The sequence below is a fragment of the Streptosporangium heterodermiicola genome (genome assembly GCF_051390675.1).
Taxonomy (GTDB): domain Bacteria; phylum Actinomycetota; class Actinomycetes; order Streptosporangiales; family Streptosporangiaceae; genus Streptosporangium.
The window spans coordinates 170,672-187,040 of the sequence record NZ_JBPJSR010000011.1; the positions used below are offsets into that span (position 1 = coordinate 170,672).

Genomic DNA, 16,369 nt, shown 5'->3' on the forward strand with positions numbered 1-16,369 from the left:
CGCAGGCCGGCTGTTTCCGGAGACCGTTCTGCCGGTGTGTTCCGCACCATGCCGGAACCGGAGCCCACGACGAGTCCACGACCGCCTGCCTGTACGAGGAGGTTCACATGAGGTTCATGCTGTCGCTGTTCGATCCCGAGGGCTACCGGGACTCGGTCTCCGAGGAGCGGATGGGGGGCCGCGCCGGACGAGCACCGGGGAGATCGCCGCGCGCTGCCCGATGGGTGCCGGTGTCGAGGTCAGGCCGGTCTGGGGCGCGCCCTCCTGAGCCGCCGGGCGGCCGGGGCCGCGGGTGATGGCGACGACCGGCGGCCGTGCCGGACGGGTTCCGGCCGACGGTCGCGGGCCGGGGCCAGAGCCGGGACCGGCGCCGACGGGACGCGGCTGATTTTCTCTCCCGGCCGACCAATCCGAGGGCGTGGTGGCTACGGATCTCCGGTGAGGGGGCGCTGGCTCCCGGCGGCCCGCCGTCGCCCGAGTAGCCACGATCGGCGGCGGGTCCGGCCGGGGTGAACGGCCGCGCGGCTCGGGATCGGAGGGCCCCGGGCCGCGCGGTCACGTTCAGCGCACGGCGGTGGGCTCCTCCTCGTCCGTGACGACGGCGCCGCTGAACTGCGCCGAGTACAGGCGGTGGTAGGCGCCCCCGGCGGTGAGCAGCTCGTCGTGGGTGCCGTGTTCGACGATGCGCCCCGCGTCCATCACCAGGATGAGGTCCGCGTCGCGGATGGTGGACAGCCGGTGGGCGATGACGAAGCTGGTGCGGTCCGAGCGGAGCGCGGCCATGGCGTGCTGCACCAGGACCTCGGTGCGGGTGTCGACCGAGCTGGTCGCCTCGTCCAGGATGAGCAGGGACGGGTCGGCGAGGAAGGCGCGGGCGATGGTGAGCAGCTGCTTCTCCCCGGCGCTCACGTTGCTCCCCTCCTCGTCGATCACGGTGTCGTAGCCGTCGGGCAGGGTGCGGACGAACCGGTCGACGAACGTGGCGCGCGCGGCGGCCTGGAGCCGCTCCTCGGTGGCCAGCGGGTTGCCGTACGCGATGTTCTCGCGGATGGTGCCGCCGAACAGCCAGGTGTCCTGGAGCACCATGCCGATGTGCGAGCGCAGGTCGTCGCGGCGCATCGCGGTGATGTCGACGCCGTCGAGGGTGATCCGGCCCGAGTCCAGCTCGTAGAAGCGCATGACGAGGTTGACCAGGGTGGTCTTGCCCGCGCCGGTCGGGCCGACGATCGCGACCGTGTGCCCTGGTTCGGCCACCAGGGACAGGTCCTCGATGAGGGGCTGCTCCGGGTCGTAGCTGAAGGACACGTGCTCGAACTCGACACGACCCCGCCTGACGGTGGGAGGCACCGGAGCTGCGGGGTCCGGGGCCTGCTCCTCGGCGTCGAGCAGCTCGAAGACCCGCTCGGCCGAGGCCACTCCCGACTGCAGCAGGTTGGCCATCGAGGCGACCTGGGTGAGCGGCTGGGTGAACTGCCGCGAGTACTGGATGAACGCCTGCACGTCACCCAGGCTCATCGACCCGGTGGCGACCCGCAGACCGCCGACGACGGCGATGGCGACGTAGTTGAGGTTCCCGATGAACATCATCGTCGGCATGATGATCCCGGAGACGAACTGGGCGCCGAAGCTGGCCTTGAACAGCTCCTCGTTCCGCTGCCTGAACACCTCCTCGACCTCGGGGCGGCGTCCGAAGACCTTCACCAGCTCGTGGCCGGTGAACGCCTCCTCGATGTGGGCGTTCAGGCTGCCGGTGTGGGCCCACTGCGCGACGAAGTGCTTCTGCGAGCGCTTCGCGATCCGCGCGGTGACGACCATCGACAGCGGGATGGTGACCAGCGCGATCAGCGCGAGCAGCGGCGAGATGAAGAACATCATCGCCAGCACGCCGATCACGGTCAGCGCCGAGGTCAGCAGCTGGCTCAGCGTCTGCTGCAGGGACTGGGACACGTTGTCGATGTCGTTGGTGACCCGGCTGAGCAGCTCGCCGCGCGGCTGGCCGTCGAAGAACCGCAGGGGGAGCCGGTTCAGCTTGTCCTCGACGTCCTCGCGCAGCCGGAACACGGTGCGCTGCACGACGTCGTTGAGCACGTAGCCCTGGATCCAGGCGAAGGCCGACGCCGCGAGGTAGATCCCCAGGACCCACAGCAGGACCGTGCCCAGCGCGCCGAAGTCGATGCCCTGGCCGGGTACGAGGTCCAGCCCCGCGAGCAGGTTGGCGAAGTTGTCGTTGCCCGACGCGCGGGCGGCGGCGATCGCCTGCTCCTGGGTCGTGCCGGGGGGCAGCTGCTTGCCGATCACCCCGGTGAAGATGATGTCCGTCGCGTAGCCGAGGATCTTCGGGCCGACGACGTTCAGCACCACGCTGATCACGGCGAGGGCGATCACGGCGAGGAGTTTCGGGCGGTCGGGATCCAGGCGCCGGATCAGCCGTCGCGCGGACGGCCCGAAGGTCATCGACTTCTCCGCGGGCATCCCGGCTCCCCCGAAGGGGCCGCGGCCTCCGAAGCCGCCGCCTCCGGCAGGGGGGCCCGGGGGGCGCGGTCGCGTTGTCGTCGTGGGCCGGTCGCTCATGCTGCGGTCTCCGCGGCTAGTTGGGACTCGACGATCTCTAGGTACGTGGGACAGGAATCCAGCAGCTCGTCGTGGGTTCCCAGTCCGACGATCACGCCGTCGTCCAGGACGATGATCTGGTCGGCGTCGGCGATGGTGGAGACCCGCTGGCCGACGATGACGACGGCGGCGTCCGCGGTGTGCGGGCGCAGTGCGGCCCGCAGCCGCGCGTCGGTGGACAGGTCGAGGGCCGAGAACGAGTCGTCGAACAGGTAGATCTCCGGCTTGCTGACCAGCGCCCTGGCGATGGCGAGCCGCTGCCGCTGCCCGCCGGACACGTTCGTGCCGCCCTGCGCGATGGGCGCCTCCAGGCCCTCGGGCATCGCCTCGACGAAGTCGCGGGCCTGGGCGACCTCCAGCGCCTCCCACAGCTCCGCGTCGCTCGCGTCCGGGTTGCCGTACCGCAGGTTGCTCGCGACGGTGCCGCTGAACAGGTACGGCCTCTGCGGCACCAGGCCGATGCGCGTCCAGAGCGTCTGGGGGTCGAGGTCGCGGATGTCGACGCCGTCGACCGACACCGTGCCGGAGGTGGCGTCGAACAGCCGGGGTATCAGGGAGATCAGCGTCGTCTTGCCCGAGCCCGTGCTGCCGATGACGGCGGTGGTCCGCCCCGCGGTCGCGCGGAAGGAGATGCCGGACAGCACGGGTGCCGCCGCGCCCGGGTAGCGGAACTCGACGTCGCGCATCTCCAGCTCGCCGCGTCCGTTCACCTGTCGCACCGGGTCGGCGGGCGGCGTCACCGACGACTCGGTGTCGAGCACCTCGACGATGCGTTCGGCGCAGACGGCGGCGCGCGGGATCATCATCGAGATGAAGGTGGCCATCATCATCGACATGAGGATCTGCATCAGATACATGAGGAACGCGGTGAGGGCGCCGATCTGCATCTCGCCGCTGTCCACCCGCGCGGCGCCGAACCAGAGCACGGCGATGCTGGAGACGTTGAGGATCAGCATCACGGTCGGGAAGATGAGCGCGGTGAGCCGTCCGACGCGCAGCGACGTGTCGGTCAGCGCCTGGTTGGCCTCGGCGAACCTGCGGGTCTCCTCGCGCTCGCGGACGAAGGCGCGCACCACGCGGATGCCGGTGAGCTGCTCGCGCAGCACCCGGTTGACCAGGTCGATGCGGTCCTGCATCGCGCGGAACTGGGGGACCATGCGGGTGATGATCAGGCCGATCGACACCAGCAGCGCGGGGACGCAGACCAGCATGAGCCAGGACAGGCCGAGGTCCTGGCGCAGGGCCATGACGATGCCGCCGACGCCCATGATCGGCGCGGCGACCAGCATCGTGCAGGTCATCACGACGAGCATCTGGACCTGCTGCACGTCGTTGGTGCCGCGGGTGATCAGCGAGGGGGCCCCGAAGTGGGAGACCTCCCTGGCGGAGAACCCGCCGACCTGGTGGAAGACGGCCGAGCGGACGTCCCGCCCGAATCCCATGGCCGCGTGGGAGCCGTAGTAGACCGCCGCGATCGAGCAGGCGATCTGCACGAGGGAGACGAGCAGCATCCAGCCTCCGGCGGACAGGATGTAGCCGGTGTCGCCGGTGGCGACGCCCCGGTCGATGATGTCGGCGTTCAGGCTGGGCAGGTAGAGGGAGGCGATGGTGCCGACCAGCTGCAGCACCACCACGGCGGTCAGCACCCACGAGTAGGGGCGCAGGAACGTGCGGAGCAGGCGGGTCAGCATGGGGACTCTTCACGTGGGGTGGCCGGGCGAGGGGCGTCGTGCCGGGGATCCGGCCGCCGGCCGGTCTCGCCCGTCGCCCCGGTAACCGGGATCATGGGGATCTCCTCCAGGGGAGTGTTGGGGGTCAGCCTGCGACGTGAACCTCGGTTGAGGTCAAGGAGGACGTCGGGGCTGGGTGTCGGGGGAGCTTGGGAGCCCGGGAGCCGGGAGGTCAGGACCCTGGCGTCGGGGAAGCGGGTCGGGGGGGCGGGTCAGGGGAGCGGCTCGGGGGGGCCGGGGTGCAGGCGCACGCCGTCGAGCAGCATGGAGACGATCTCCGAGGCGGCCACGGGGTCGTCCGCGACGAGCCGGGGATGGGTGAACGCGAAGGTCAGCAGGTGCAGCCGGTGCGCGGCCTCGCGCGGTTCGAGGCGTAGCCGCTCGCGGGCGGGTTCGATCAGGTCGGTGAGTATCCGCCCGATGAGGGCCCTCTCCTCGGAGAGGTTCTGGCTGTTGCGGCCGACCTCGACGGCCTTCAGGCCTATCGCGTCCACCAGGCGGAAGATGCGCGCGGTGCGCCGCTGCAGGATCTCGACCGCCGCGACGAGCCGCACGTCCAGGGGGGTCGTACGGTCGATGGCCTCCAGCTCGTCCAGCAGCGGGGAGGAGTCGCAGGCGCTGGCCACGGCCGCGTTCACGAGCTCGTCCTTGGTGCTGAAGACCCGGAAGATCGTCCCCTCGGCCACGCCCGCGGCCTGCGCGATCTGCCGGGTGCTCACGTCGGGGCCCTCGGCGAGCACGAGCGAGAGGGTGGAGGCGATGAGCGCCGCACGCCGCTCGTCGGGGGGGAGGGGGGTTGCCCGCTGTGAGGTCGAGGTCACGTCGGGCATCCTAACCGATGAGTGAGTGAGCTGCTCACTCATTTAAGGCGCTCCGGCTGCGCGGATTCGCGGGGGCGCGTGGAGCCGTCGGTTCGGGGAGGTGGGAGGTGTGTCTGGGGTCCCTGTGGAAGAAGTGATCTTTTCCGAGGAAGTTCGAGTTCTTTTTCCGGCAAATGTAGGAAAAAGCAGCTAGAAAGCTCATCTTTCACCCGATGCGCCGGGCTTCGTCCGCGATCTAACGTCGTGTGGCAGACACCGTGACGTCATCGCGACAGCCGTCTGCCTGTCGACCAGGAGATCACCTGATGCCCCGTGCCCTCGCCCACCGCCCCTGGGTGCCCGCCGCCACCGAGGATCGCGTCCAGTCCGTCCTGAAGGCCGTGATGGATCAGACCGCCTCCTCGGTCCAGAACGAGATCGAGAGGCTGGTGGCCGACAACCATCGCATCCACGACGTGGAGTCGGTCAACCTGAATCCGGCCACGAACATCATGAACCCGAGGGCCGAGGCCCTGCTCTCGGCCAACCTCGGGTCGCGGCCGTCGCTGGGCTACCCGGGTGAGAAGTACGAGATGGGCCTGGAGGCGATCGAGCAGATCGAGATCGTCGCCGCCGAACTGGCCGCGGAGGTCTTCGGCGCGGGCTACGCCGAGGTGCGCGTCGGCTCAGGGGCGCTCGCGAACCTCTACACGTTCATGGCCACCTGCGAACCCGGTGACACGATCATCGCCCCTCCGGCGAGCATCGGCGGCCACGTCACCCACCACCAGCCGGGCGCGGCCGGCCTCTACGGGCTGCGGATCGTTCCCGCCCCCGTCACGTCCGACGGCTACACGGTGGACGTCGACGCCCTGCGGGAGCTCGCCGTGCGGGTACGGCCGAAGCTGATCACCATCGGTGGCAGCCTCAACCTGTTCCACCACCCCGTGGCGCGGATCCGCGAGGTCGCCGACTCGGTCGGCGCCCGCGTGCTCTTCGACGCCGCCCACCTGTGCGGGATGATCGCCGGGAAGGTCTGGCCGCAGCCGCTCGACGAGGGCGCCCACCTGATCACCATGAGCACGTACAAGAGCCTGGGCGGTCCCGCGGGCGGGCTCGTCGTGACCGACGACGCCGAGCTGGCCCAGCGGCTCGACGCGATCGCCTACCCGGGGCTGACCGCGAACTTCGACGCGGGCAAGACCGCGGCGCTCGCCATGACGATGCTCGACTGGAAGGCCGTGGGACCCGCCTACGCGCGGGAGATGGTCGCGACCGCGCGGCGGCTGGCGGACGAGCTGCTCGCCCTCGGGGTCCCGATCTTCGCCGCCGAGCGCGGGTGCACCCGCTCCCACCAGTTCGCCGTCATGGCCCACCGCTACGGCGGCGGCCAGCGGGCCGCCCGGCGGCTGCGCGAGGCCAACCTCCTCGCCTGCGGCATCGGCCTGCCGTCGGAGGCGGTCGAGGGGGACGTGAACGGCCTGCGCGTCGGTACGCCGGAACTCGTCAGGCTCGGGATGACCGGGGCGGACATGCCGGAGCTGGCCTCGTTCATCGCCCGGGGCCTGGACGAGAACGTCGACCCGGCCACCGTGGCGCCGGAGGTCACCGAGTGGCGGAGCCGCTTCTCCGGAGTGCGCTTCACCGTGGACAACCCCGCCTGAGGGCGTGTGACCGGTCAGACCTTCCCGGGAAAGTGTGTCCGGTCGGAGGGCGGTCCCGTCCGGGGTGCTTACCCGGCCATTGGTTCCCTTTCCGGGCCCGTGCCCGGGATCCCGTGTTAGCGGTGTGTAAGGCGGGGTAGGGCGGGCCTTGCGCCCGCCGCCGCGCGCACTCCCACCAGTGGGAGCTCCGATCCGCCGGTGGCCGGTTCGTGTCCGGGGCGTGGCCGTACCGGCCCGGCATGAGAGGAGAGCACGATGGCCGACGAATCGGATCTGATCCTCGACCTGGTGTGGCAGGAGTTCCACGAGGTCGTGAACATGACGTCGGAGGAGTTGAGGGCCTTCCTGCTGGCCTCCGCCTCGGCGTCGGCGGGAGGGGGCGACACGGCGAGTCCCGAGGCGGCCATGCCGCCACTCGGGCGCCAGGTGCTCCAGGTTCTGGGCAAGCGGAAGGCCGACCTGACCGCCGACGACGTCGAGACGATGCGGCAGGCCGTCGACCGCGTCGAGGACACGCTGGCCGAGGGAGTGGTCGACGAGGACGACGACGACCGGCGGCGGGCCCTGCTGGAGGTCGGGCACAACCCGCTGCGGCCGTCACGGCTGGGGGGCTGACCCCGGGCCATGGGTCACCACGGGTCGTCTGCGGCTCCATGGCCGTGGTTCGGCAGGTGTGAACCGGCGGGCGGAAAGCGGCCCTAGGCGCCGCGCGCCGACCAGCGGGACAGCAGCTCGGCCTCCCTGGCGGGTGTGATGGTGGTGTCCTTCGAGAAGGACGACTCCGCCTCGCGGATCTCGCGGATCGACTGTCCCAGGGGCCGCGGGTCGAGCCCCGCGGCGCGGGCGGCGGCGGGGTCGGCGGTGTTGACCGACGTCCACGGATCGCCCTCGGACCACAGGGGCAGCGACACGCCGGTCTCGCCCTCGGCGAGCAGGAAGTCCTGCCCGGCCCAGGTCAGGGTCGTCCCCGGCGGCCCGACCTCGGCCGCGATCGCCTCCAGCATGTCGCCGAAGGAGAACGGCGGGGGAGGGCTGACCGTGTGGAAGGTGCCCGGACGCGTCCCCTCGACCATGGAGACGATCCAGGCGGCCAGGTCGCGGGCGTCGATGACCTGGATGGGGTCATCGGGGTCGCCGGGCGCGAGGACCTCGCCGCCCCGCGCGATCCGGTTGACCCAGTAGGTGAAGCGGCCGGTGTGGTCGTGCGGGCCGATGACGTACGTGGGCCGCACGACCAGCGTCGGGAACCCGAACGCCTCCGCCGCGGCCCGCTCGCACAGCACCTTCAGAGCTCCGTACGTCTCGTCCGTCACCGTCTCGGGGACCGGACCGTCGATCTCCGCCAGCGGCGAGTCCTCGGTGAAGCCCCGCGCCTCGGGTGCCCGGTAGACCGCGGTGCTGGAGACGAAGGCGTACTGGCCGGTGGAGAGCGCGCCGGAGAGCGAGGTCACCTGCGACGGCAGGTAGGCGCTGACGTCGATCGTCGCGTCCCACTGCCTGTCGTGCAGGACGGACAGGTCGGCGTCGCGGTCGGCCGTCAGGTGCTCGGCCTCGGGGAACAGCCCGGGGCCCGACCGGCCGCGGTGCAGCAGGGAGACCTCGTGCCCGGCCGCGAGCGCGGCCCCGGTGATGTGCCGGCCGACGAACCGGGTGCCGCCGACGATCAGGATTCGCATACCCGCCATTGTCCCCAACTCAGCGCCCGGCCTCGTCGCCCCTTATGCCGGTGATCAGCCGGATGAGCTCGGCGCGCAGGGCCTCGGGGTCCTCCACGCGGTCGGTGACGATCCTCTCCACGACGTCGCTCGTCACGAGCGCGGTGTACGTACCCTCGCCGAGCGGGGTGCGGGTGACCACCACGCGGCGCCGGTCGGACGGGTCGCGTTCCCTGCGGACGTGGCCGTCGCGTTCGAGCCGGTCGAGTACGGGGCGGATCGTCTGTTCCTCCACGTAGGTGCGCGCCGCGAGCTGCCGCTGGGTCTGCGGGCCCTCGCTCAGCGCGTTGAGCGTCATGAAACCCGCGTGGGTGAGGCCGCGCCCGGCGAGCACGGAGTTCCACTCCCGTTCGACCAGGCGCGCGGCCACCAGGAGCAGGCGCCCGGTCGCCCAGGAGGCGTGGTCGTCCATGAGTCCCCATCTGTCGCTGCCCGGATGAGGGGAACCCCGCCCGGCGGGGTTCCCCTCGGTGGAATTCCGCCTGTGGGAGTTCGGTGCAGTTCCCTTCGCCGAAGCCTCGCTCATCAGAGTCCCGTTCGTCGGAGCCCTGTTCGTCGGAGTCCCGTTCGTCAGGGTCCCGTTCGTCGGAGTCCTGTTCATCGGGGCTCTGCGAAGTTCCCTTCGGTCGAGCACCGCTCGCCGGACTCCTGTTCGGCGGGTTCTCGTGCCGGGGCTCCGTTCGGCGGATTTCGGTTCGGCGAGGTCCCGTTCGGTGGAGTCCCGCTCGGAGGGACTCCGTTGGAACGGGGTCCCCCGTGCACGCTAGTCGTTCTCGCGGGCGTTCAGTGGCCGCCGAACCAGCCGGGGACGTCGAGGCGGAAGACGTCCTCCGGGGTCACGGCGCGCAGGTCGGACTCCAGGGCGCGCAGGCGGTCCTCGCCGAGGGTCCTCGCCCAGCCCGCGCGCAGGTCCTCGAAGATGCGCGCCGACCGCACGAGGCTGTCGACGCCCCGCTCGGTGAGTCGCACGATCTTGCGGCGGGCGTCGCCGGGGTCGGAGCCGCGCTCGACGTAGCCCAGCTGCTCCAGGGTGTCGACCGTCTTGCCCGCCGCCTGCTTGGAGACGCCCAGCCTCCGGCCGAGCTCCACGGCCGTGGTGCCCCTGGGGCCGATCGCCTGCAGGACGAAGCCGTGCATCGGCCGCATGTCGGGGTGCCCCTGGCGGGCGAGCTCCGCGTGGAGCTCGTCGATGAGCACCCGGAAGCCGAGGAAGAGCCGGAGCGGGAGCTCGAAGCCCGGAGGGTCGGCCGTCACGATCGCCTCCCGGCTCGCCGTTTCGACAATGGTGTTGTCGAGCTTAGGGACTGCCGCCCTACCTTGTCATCCGCGACGCGGTGATCGCGTGTCCGTCACGGAAGGCCGGGCGGTCGCCGTGCCCTTCACCCGTGACGAGGCCCGGGAGGTCGCCTCGATCCGTGACGCGGTGGCTGTGCGTCCGTGACGGGGACCGGCGGTCGCCGTGGCCGTTTGTTCGCGGTGTGGGGTTCTCACCGCGCGCGGCCGTCGGGGCGGCGCTGGTCCTGGAGCCACTTGTCGGTCTGGCGGGTCGCGTTGGGCTTGCTGGGAGTGCCGGGCGAGCGGCGGGTGGCGCGGGTCTCGGTCACGGTGAAGTCGGCCACCACGTGCCGGTTGTGCAGCAGGAAGCCGACGACGCCCGCGATCGCCTGCACGCTGTCGCCCGCGCGGGCACGGCCGGTGAGGAGGTAGACCAGCGGTGTGGACGGCTGGTCGAGGGCGAAGTGGCGGCCGTGGTGGTGCGCGTCCTGGAGTGTCCTGATCGGGATCGGCCGCGAGGTGGTGAACCACGCGGCGACCTCCCAGAAGGGATTCGACGTGTCGGGGTCGCCGGATTCCTCGTAGCAGGTCGTGCAACCCCGGCGAGCGTCCTGCCCGTGGGGGCACGCCCAGGCGGCGAGGTCGTGCGGCATGCTGCGCTCGGACATGAGCTGACCGTACCTTCCCGTACCGGGAGACCGGTGGTTCCCCCGCTCCCACGCGCCGGGTGCCGTGTTTTCCCCGGTGTCCCACCGGCTGAACACCGGCGTTTCCACCGGTGCCGTCGCCGGGGAGAGGTCCAGGGGGAACGCCGGGGAGGTCGCCGGGAGAAGCCCGGGGAGAACACCGGCTCGCGGTGAGGGCCGCCACCCCCTTCCTGCCGCCGAAAGTGGCCAGTGGACCTTGATGGAGTCGCGGATTCTTTTGGGATACCTTCTTTCCTGTTCTGCGCACATTGGCGTGCGCGTCCGATGGTTTCCGTGGATTCATCGTGAGCGCGCCGCGCCCCCCGCACCCCGGCGCCGCGCTGTCCCGGCGTACCCGTGGAGACGTCGTCACAGGGGGATGAGGCCATGTCCGTCGCCGATCTGTCCGATGCCAGGCGGGATCTGCTCAGGCGCAGACTCCGGGGCGGGGCCGTCGAAACCGAGCGCCCCGAGATCCCGCGCGGGCCCGAGGGCACGCCTCCCCCGCTCTCCCCGGCCCAGGAGCCCCTGTGGTTCATGGAGCACTTCACGCCGGGCACCTCCACGTACACCCTCCCGGTCGCGGTGCGGCTGCGCGGCCCGCTCGACGTCGACCGGCTGCGCGACCTGCTGGCCACGCTGACGGAACGGCACGAGAGCCTGCGCCACCGCTTCCCCGCGACGGAGGACGGGCGGCCCGCGGTCCACGTCGTCCCCGTCGCGCCGGTGCCGCTGCGGCTGGCCGAGGCCGCCACGGACGCGGAGGCCGCCGGGCTGATCGGCGCGGAGAGCGCCGAGCCGCTGGACCTGGCCGAGGGGCCGCTGCTGCGCGCCACCCTGATCAGGATCGCCGACGACGAGCACGTCCTGGCGCTGTTCGTCCACCACATCGCCGCCGACGGGCAGTCGACCCAGCTGCTCTTCGCCGACCTCCTCGCGCTGTACCGGGGAGACGCCCCCGCCGCGCCCGCCGTCCGGTACGGGGACTTTGCGCTCTGGCAGCGCGAGCGGCCGTTCGAGCGCGAGCTGGCCTTCTGGCGGAGGGAGCTGGCCGGGCTGCCCCGCGCCGAGCTGCCCTCGGACCGGCCGCGCCCGCCCAGGCTCACCGTCGACGGCGCCTCCCACGTTCACCGGCTCGACTCCGGGCTGGTCACCGCCCTGACCGGGCTGGGCGCGGAGCGCGGCGCGACCCGCTTCATGACCCTGCTCGCGGCCTTCCAGGTGCTGCTCGCCCGCTACAGCGGCCGGGACGACCTCGCCGTCGGCACGCCGGTCGCCGGGCGGACCAGGGACGGGCTGGACGACGTGGTCGGCATGTTCGTCAACACCCTCGTGCTCCGCGCCCGTCTCGACGGCGACCCCGGTTTCGCCGACCTCGTCACCCGCACCCGGGACGTGGTCGTCGACGCCCTCGACCACCAGGAACTGCCCTTCACGCGGCTGGTCGACGCGCTCGACGTGCCGCGCGACCCGAGCAGGCAGCCGCTGGCCGACGCGCTCTTCTCCATGCACGACTTCGCCGTCGCCGCGGGCGCCGCCGGGGACCTGGCGGCCGAGGACTTCACGATGGCGCCGGGCTCGGCGCGCTACGACATCGAGCTCTACCTGGTCCCCGCCGCCGACGGTGGCATGACCGCCACCTTCACCTACCGGACCGCGCTGTTCGACGCCGCGACCGTCGAGCGCATGGCCGGGCACCTGGAGAACCTCCTGCGGGACGCCGTCGCCAGGCCCGGCGTCCCGGTGAGCGAGCTGGAGCTGCTGGGGGAGGCCGAGCACCGGCTCCTCACCGAGGAGTGGAACGACACGGCGGCCGACTTCCCCTCCGGCGCGACGCTGCACGGGCTCGTCGAGGCCCAGGTGGCGCGGAGCCCCGAGGCCCTCGCGGTCACCTTCGGGGGCGAGTCCCTGACCTACCGGGAGCTCGACGAGCGGGCCGCCGGGGTGGCCCGCGTGCTGCGCGGCTCGGGGGCGGGGCCGGGGTCGCTGGTCGCGGTCTGCGCGGAGCGGTCGGCGGAGCTGGTGACCGGGCTGCTGGGCGTGCTCAAGACGGGGGCGGCCTACGTGCCGCTCGACCCCGACTATCCCGCCGACCGGCTCGCCTTCATGCTCTCCGACGCGGGCGCCGCCGTGGTGCTCACCCAGCGGCACCTGGCGGACCGGCTGACCGGGCACGGCGCCACCGTCCTCGCCCTGGACGACCCCACCGTCTGGGCCACCCCTGGGGTTGCCTCCGAGGACGCCGGTGCCGCATCCGAGGACGCCGAGGACGTTTCCGGGGCCGCTTCCGAGAGCGCCGAGGCGGTCTCCGGGGACGCCGAGGACGTTTCAAGGGGCGCGGGCGAGCCGGGCGCGGCGGCGTACATGATCTACACCTCCGGTTCGACGGGCAGGCCGAAGGGGGTGCCGAACAGCCACCGGGGCATCGTCAACCGCCTCGACTGGATGCAGAGGCGCTACGGCCTGACGCCGGACGACGTCGTCCTGCAGAAGACGCCCGCCGGGTTCGACGTGTCGGTCTGGGAGTTCTTCTGGCCGCTCACGACGGGCGCCAGGATGGTGCTGGCCGAGCCCGGCGGGCACCGCGACCCGGCCTACCTGCGCGACCTGGTCGCCTCGGAGGGCGTCACCACGACGCACTTCGTCCCCTCAATGCTGGGGATCTTCCTGGCGGAGGACGGCGTACGGGACCTGACCTCGCTGCGGCGCGTCATCTGCAGCGGGGAGGAACTCCCGGTCGACCTGGCCCTGCGCTGTCTCGCGACCCTGCCGGGCGCCGAGCTGCACAACCTCTACGGCCCCACCGAGGCCGCCATCGACGTCTCCTCCTGGCACTGCACCGCCGAGGCGCTCGCGGGCAGGACGAGCGTGCCGATCGGCGCGCCGATCCAGAACATCGCGCTGCACGTGCTCGACCCGCACCGCCGCCCGGTGCCGGTGGGCGTACCCGGCGAGCTGCACATCGGCGGGGTCGGCGTCGCCCTCGGCTACCACCGGCGGCCCGAGCTCACCGCCGAGCGGTTCTTCGCCCTCGGCGACGACCGCGTCTACCGGACCGGCGACGCGGCCCGGTGGCTGCCCGACGGCACGATCGAGTTCCTCGGCCGCCTCGACGACCAGGTCAAGCTGCACGGCCTGCGGATCGAGCTGGGAGAGATCGAGGCGGCGCTGCGGGAGCGCGCGGGCATGCGCGACGCCGCGGTGATCGTCAGGGAGGACGTGCCGGGGGACCGGCGGCTCGTCGCCTACCTCGTCGCGGACGAGCCACCGGAGACCGCCCGGGTGCGGGTCGCCCTCGGCGGCACCCTGCCCGACTACATGGTCCCCTCGATGTTCGTCACCCTGGACGCGCTGCCGCTCACACCGAACGGCAAGCTGGACCGCAAGGCCCTGCCCGCCCCTGAGAAGCCCGGGGCCGCCGAGTACGTCGAGCCGGAGAACGACGCCGAGCGGGCGATCGCCGCCGTCTGGGAGCAGGTGCTCTCGGTCGAGCGCGTCGGCGCGGGCGACGACTTCTTCGACCTGGGCGGCAACTCCCTGCTGGCCATCCAGGTCGTGGCCAAACTGCGCAGGGCCCTGCCCGAGGGCAGCCTGCAGGTCGGCCTGGTGGACCTGTTCTCCTTCCGTACGGTGCGGGAGCTGGCCGGGTTCGTCGGCGGCCCCGGCGGCGGAGGGGTGCGCCCGCTGCTCCAGCGGCTCACTCCCCGCCGTACGGTGACGCGCAGCTACGTCTGTGTCCCGTACGGCTCGGGCAGCGCGATCGTCTACCAGCCGCTCGCCGACGCGCTCCCCGCGGACCAGGCGCTCTACGCCGTCGCGATCCCTGGCAACGACGTCGGGCTGGACGAGGAGCCCGAGGACTTCGACGAGGTCGCGAGGCGCTGCACCGAGGAGATCCTGCGGACCGTCGAGGGCCCGGTGGTGATCTACGGTCACTGCGGGGTCGGCGCGGGCCTCGCCACCGAGCTGGCCAGGCGCGTGGAGGCGGCGGGACGCGAGGTCGAGGCCGTCTACATCGGGGCGATCTTCCCCTTCGCCCGTCCCCGCGGCCTGATGCGTGCCCTGTCGCGCATCGGGGAGTTCGAGAGCCTGCGCCGCAGCCAGGGCGACATCAACTGGCTCAAGGCGCGGGGCGTCGACCTGGAGGAGCTCGACCCGGGGGTGGCCGACCGGATCGTCCGCACGATGCGCCACGACGGCAAGGCGGCCGAGAAGTACTTCACCGACCTGTTCGACACCCCCGACCGGGTCCGGCTGCGTGCCCCGGTCGTCTCGGTGATCGGCGAGCGCGACCCGGCGACCGACTTCTACGAGGAGCGGTTCAGGGAGTGGCACTTCATCGCGGACACCGCGGCCCTGGTCGTCCTCGACGAGGGCGGGCACTTCTTCCTGCGCTACCGGGCCGAGGAGCTGGCCGGGATCCTGCAGGTCCACGACCGGCTGGACACGCCCCCGGAACGCGGGCCCGACGACACCTGGTGGGTCCACGGGGTCGCCAGGACGTCGGACCCGAAGCCCGCGAAGGAGACCGTCCAGCCGAGCATGGGGCGTTTCCTCACCTTCTCCGCCGGCCAGCAGATATCCATGATCGGTTCCGCGCTCGTCGGGTGGGCGCTGCCGCTCACGGTGCTGGTCGACTCGGGCTCGGTGACGCAGTTCTCGATCCTGGCCGTGCTCAACCTCGCGGGGCTGCTGATCTCGCCGCTGGCCGGGGCGATCGTGGACCGGGGCGACCGGCGCCGGGTGATCCTGCTGGCCGACTGCGCCTCGGCCGCCATCCAGGCGGTGCTCGCCGGGATCATCCTGTTCGGTGAGCTCCAGCTCTGGCAGATCTATCTGCTGGTCATCTCGCTGTCGGTCGCGAGCAGCTTCCAGCGGCTGGCCTACAACTCCGCGGTCCCGCAGCTCGTCCCCAAGCACTACCTCGGCCACGCGATCGGGGTCACCCAGATGGCGGGCGGGGTGGCGCAGCTGGTCGTACCCCTGATCGCCGCCGGTCTGCTGGCCTGGATCGGGCTGGGCGGCATCGTCGCCATCGACGTGGTCAGCTACGTCTTCGCGATCGCCGTCGTGCTCCTCGTCCGCTTCCCCGACACGCTGCCGTGGCGGCCGAGGGAGCCGCTGACCACCGAGATCGCCAAGGGGTTCAGCTACACCTGGAACGAGCGGGGCCTGCGCTCGATGCTCGTCTTCTTCGCGGTGCTCAACATCTTCCTGTCGCCGCTCATGCTGCTGGTGTCCCCGCTGGTGCTCTCCTTCGCGACCCTCGCCGACGTGAGTCGCGTCTCGGTGGTGAGCGGTCTCGGCGTGCTGCTCGGCGGGCTCACCATGGCGCTGTGGGGCGGGCCGCCCAAGCGGCGCTTCCGGGGGGTCCTGATCGCGACGCTGGCGATGGCCGCGGGGAGCGTGGTCGTCGGCTTCAGCCCGTCGCTGGTGACGATCGGGATCGGCGCGTTCGCGCTGACCTTCTTCCTCACCGTGATGAACTCGATCTACACCACGATCGTCCAGATCAAGGTGCCGTACCGCTACCACGGCCGGGTCTTCGCGCTGAACACCCTGGTCGCCTGGTCGACCCTGCCGGTCGGCATGGGACTGGTGGCCCCGCTGGGCGCCGCCCTGCTCGACCCGCTGCTCGTCCCCGGCGGCCCGCTCGCCTCGACGGTCGGCGCGGTGATCGGGGTGGGACCCGGCCGGGGCATCGGGCTGCTCTACCTGGTCTGCGCCCTCGGGATGGTCCTGGTCGTCGCCGGGTCGCTGCGGGTCAGGAGGCTGGTGCGTCTCGACACCGAGATGCCCGACGCCCTCCCCGACGACCAGGTGGGACTGGAGGCGATCGAGGCCCGCCGCGTCAAGGTGGACGCCTGACCGCGCTTCTCGACGGCCCGC

Annotated in this window: 10 protein-coding genes; 3 read left to right on the forward strand and 7 right to left on the reverse strand. The window is 71.9% G+C overall.

Annotation, left to right across the window (positions count from 1 at the left end; all coding sequences use genetic code 11):
* Positions 1–561: 561 nt before the first annotated feature.
* From ACSC1Q_RS24220 to ACSC1Q_RS24230, 3 genes are all read right to left on the reverse strand, one after another.
* Positions 562–2,472: an ABC transporter ATP-binding protein gene (locus tag ACSC1Q_RS24220; protein WP_436760993.1), complete on the reverse strand. Its 1,911-nt coding sequence runs from the start codon at positions 2,470–2,472 to the stop codon at positions 562–564.
* Positions 2,473–2,567: 95 nt separating this feature from the next.
* Entirely contained in the window at positions 2,568–4,301 is a 1,734-nt protein-coding gene (locus tag ACSC1Q_RS24225) for an ABC transporter ATP-binding protein (protein WP_436760994.1), read from the reverse strand.
* A 251-nt stretch (positions 4,302–4,552) separates the two neighbouring features.
* A complete protein-coding gene (locus tag ACSC1Q_RS24230) occupies positions 4,553–5,161 on the reverse strand; it encodes a TetR/AcrR family transcriptional regulator (protein ID WP_436760995.1) in 609 nt (202 codons plus the stop codon).
* 305 nt (positions 5,162–5,466) lie between these two features.
* Between ACSC1Q_RS24230 and glyA the strand changes: the two genes are divergently transcribed.
* Both glyA and ACSC1Q_RS24240 read left to right on the forward strand, forming a co-directional pair.
* Positions 5,467–6,804 carry a serine hydroxymethyltransferase gene (gene glyA / locus ACSC1Q_RS24235; protein ID WP_436760996.1) on the forward strand — a complete coding sequence of 446 codons (1,338 nt, stop codon included), beginning with the start codon at positions 5,467–5,469 and terminating at the stop codon, positions 6,802–6,804.
* 255 nt (positions 6,805–7,059) lie between these two features.
* Positions 7,060–7,419: a DUF3140 domain-containing protein gene (locus ACSC1Q_RS24240; RefSeq protein WP_436760997.1), complete on the forward strand. Its 360-nt coding sequence runs from the start codon at positions 7,060–7,062 to the stop codon at positions 7,417–7,419.
* A gap of 83 nt (positions 7,420–7,502) precedes the next feature.
* Here ACSC1Q_RS24240 and ACSC1Q_RS24245 read toward each other — a convergent pair whose 3' ends face one another.
* The 4 genes from ACSC1Q_RS24245 to ACSC1Q_RS24260 form a co-directional block, all read right to left on the reverse strand.
* A complete protein-coding gene (locus ACSC1Q_RS24245) occupies positions 7,503–8,480 on the reverse strand; it encodes an NAD-dependent epimerase/dehydratase family protein (protein ID WP_436760998.1) in 978 nt (325 codons plus the stop codon).
* 19 nt (positions 8,481–8,499) lie between these two features.
* Positions 8,500–8,931: a MarR family winged helix-turn-helix transcriptional regulator gene (locus ACSC1Q_RS24250; protein ID WP_436760999.1), complete on the reverse strand. Its 432-nt coding sequence runs from the start codon at positions 8,929–8,931 to the stop codon at positions 8,500–8,502.
* A gap of 371 nt (positions 8,932–9,302) precedes the next feature.
* Entirely contained in the window at positions 9,303–9,773 is a 471-nt protein-coding gene (locus ACSC1Q_RS24255) for a MarR family winged helix-turn-helix transcriptional regulator (protein ID WP_436761000.1), read from the reverse strand.
* Positions 9,774–10,006: 233 nt separating this feature from the next.
* Entirely contained in the window at positions 10,007–10,462 is a 456-nt protein-coding gene (locus ACSC1Q_RS24260) for a hypothetical protein (protein WP_350969827.1), read from the reverse strand.
* Positions 10,463–10,867: 405 nt separating this feature from the next.
* On the opposite strand from ACSC1Q_RS24260, the gene ACSC1Q_RS24265 reads away from it, so the two are divergent.
* Positions 10,868–16,348 (forward strand): non-ribosomal peptide synthetase/MFS transporter, encoded by a 5,481-nt coding sequence (locus ACSC1Q_RS24265; RefSeq protein ID WP_436761001.1) that lies wholly within the window; start codon positions 10,868–10,870, stop codon positions 16,346–16,348.
* The last annotated feature ends 21 nt before the right edge of the window (positions 16,349–16,369 follow it).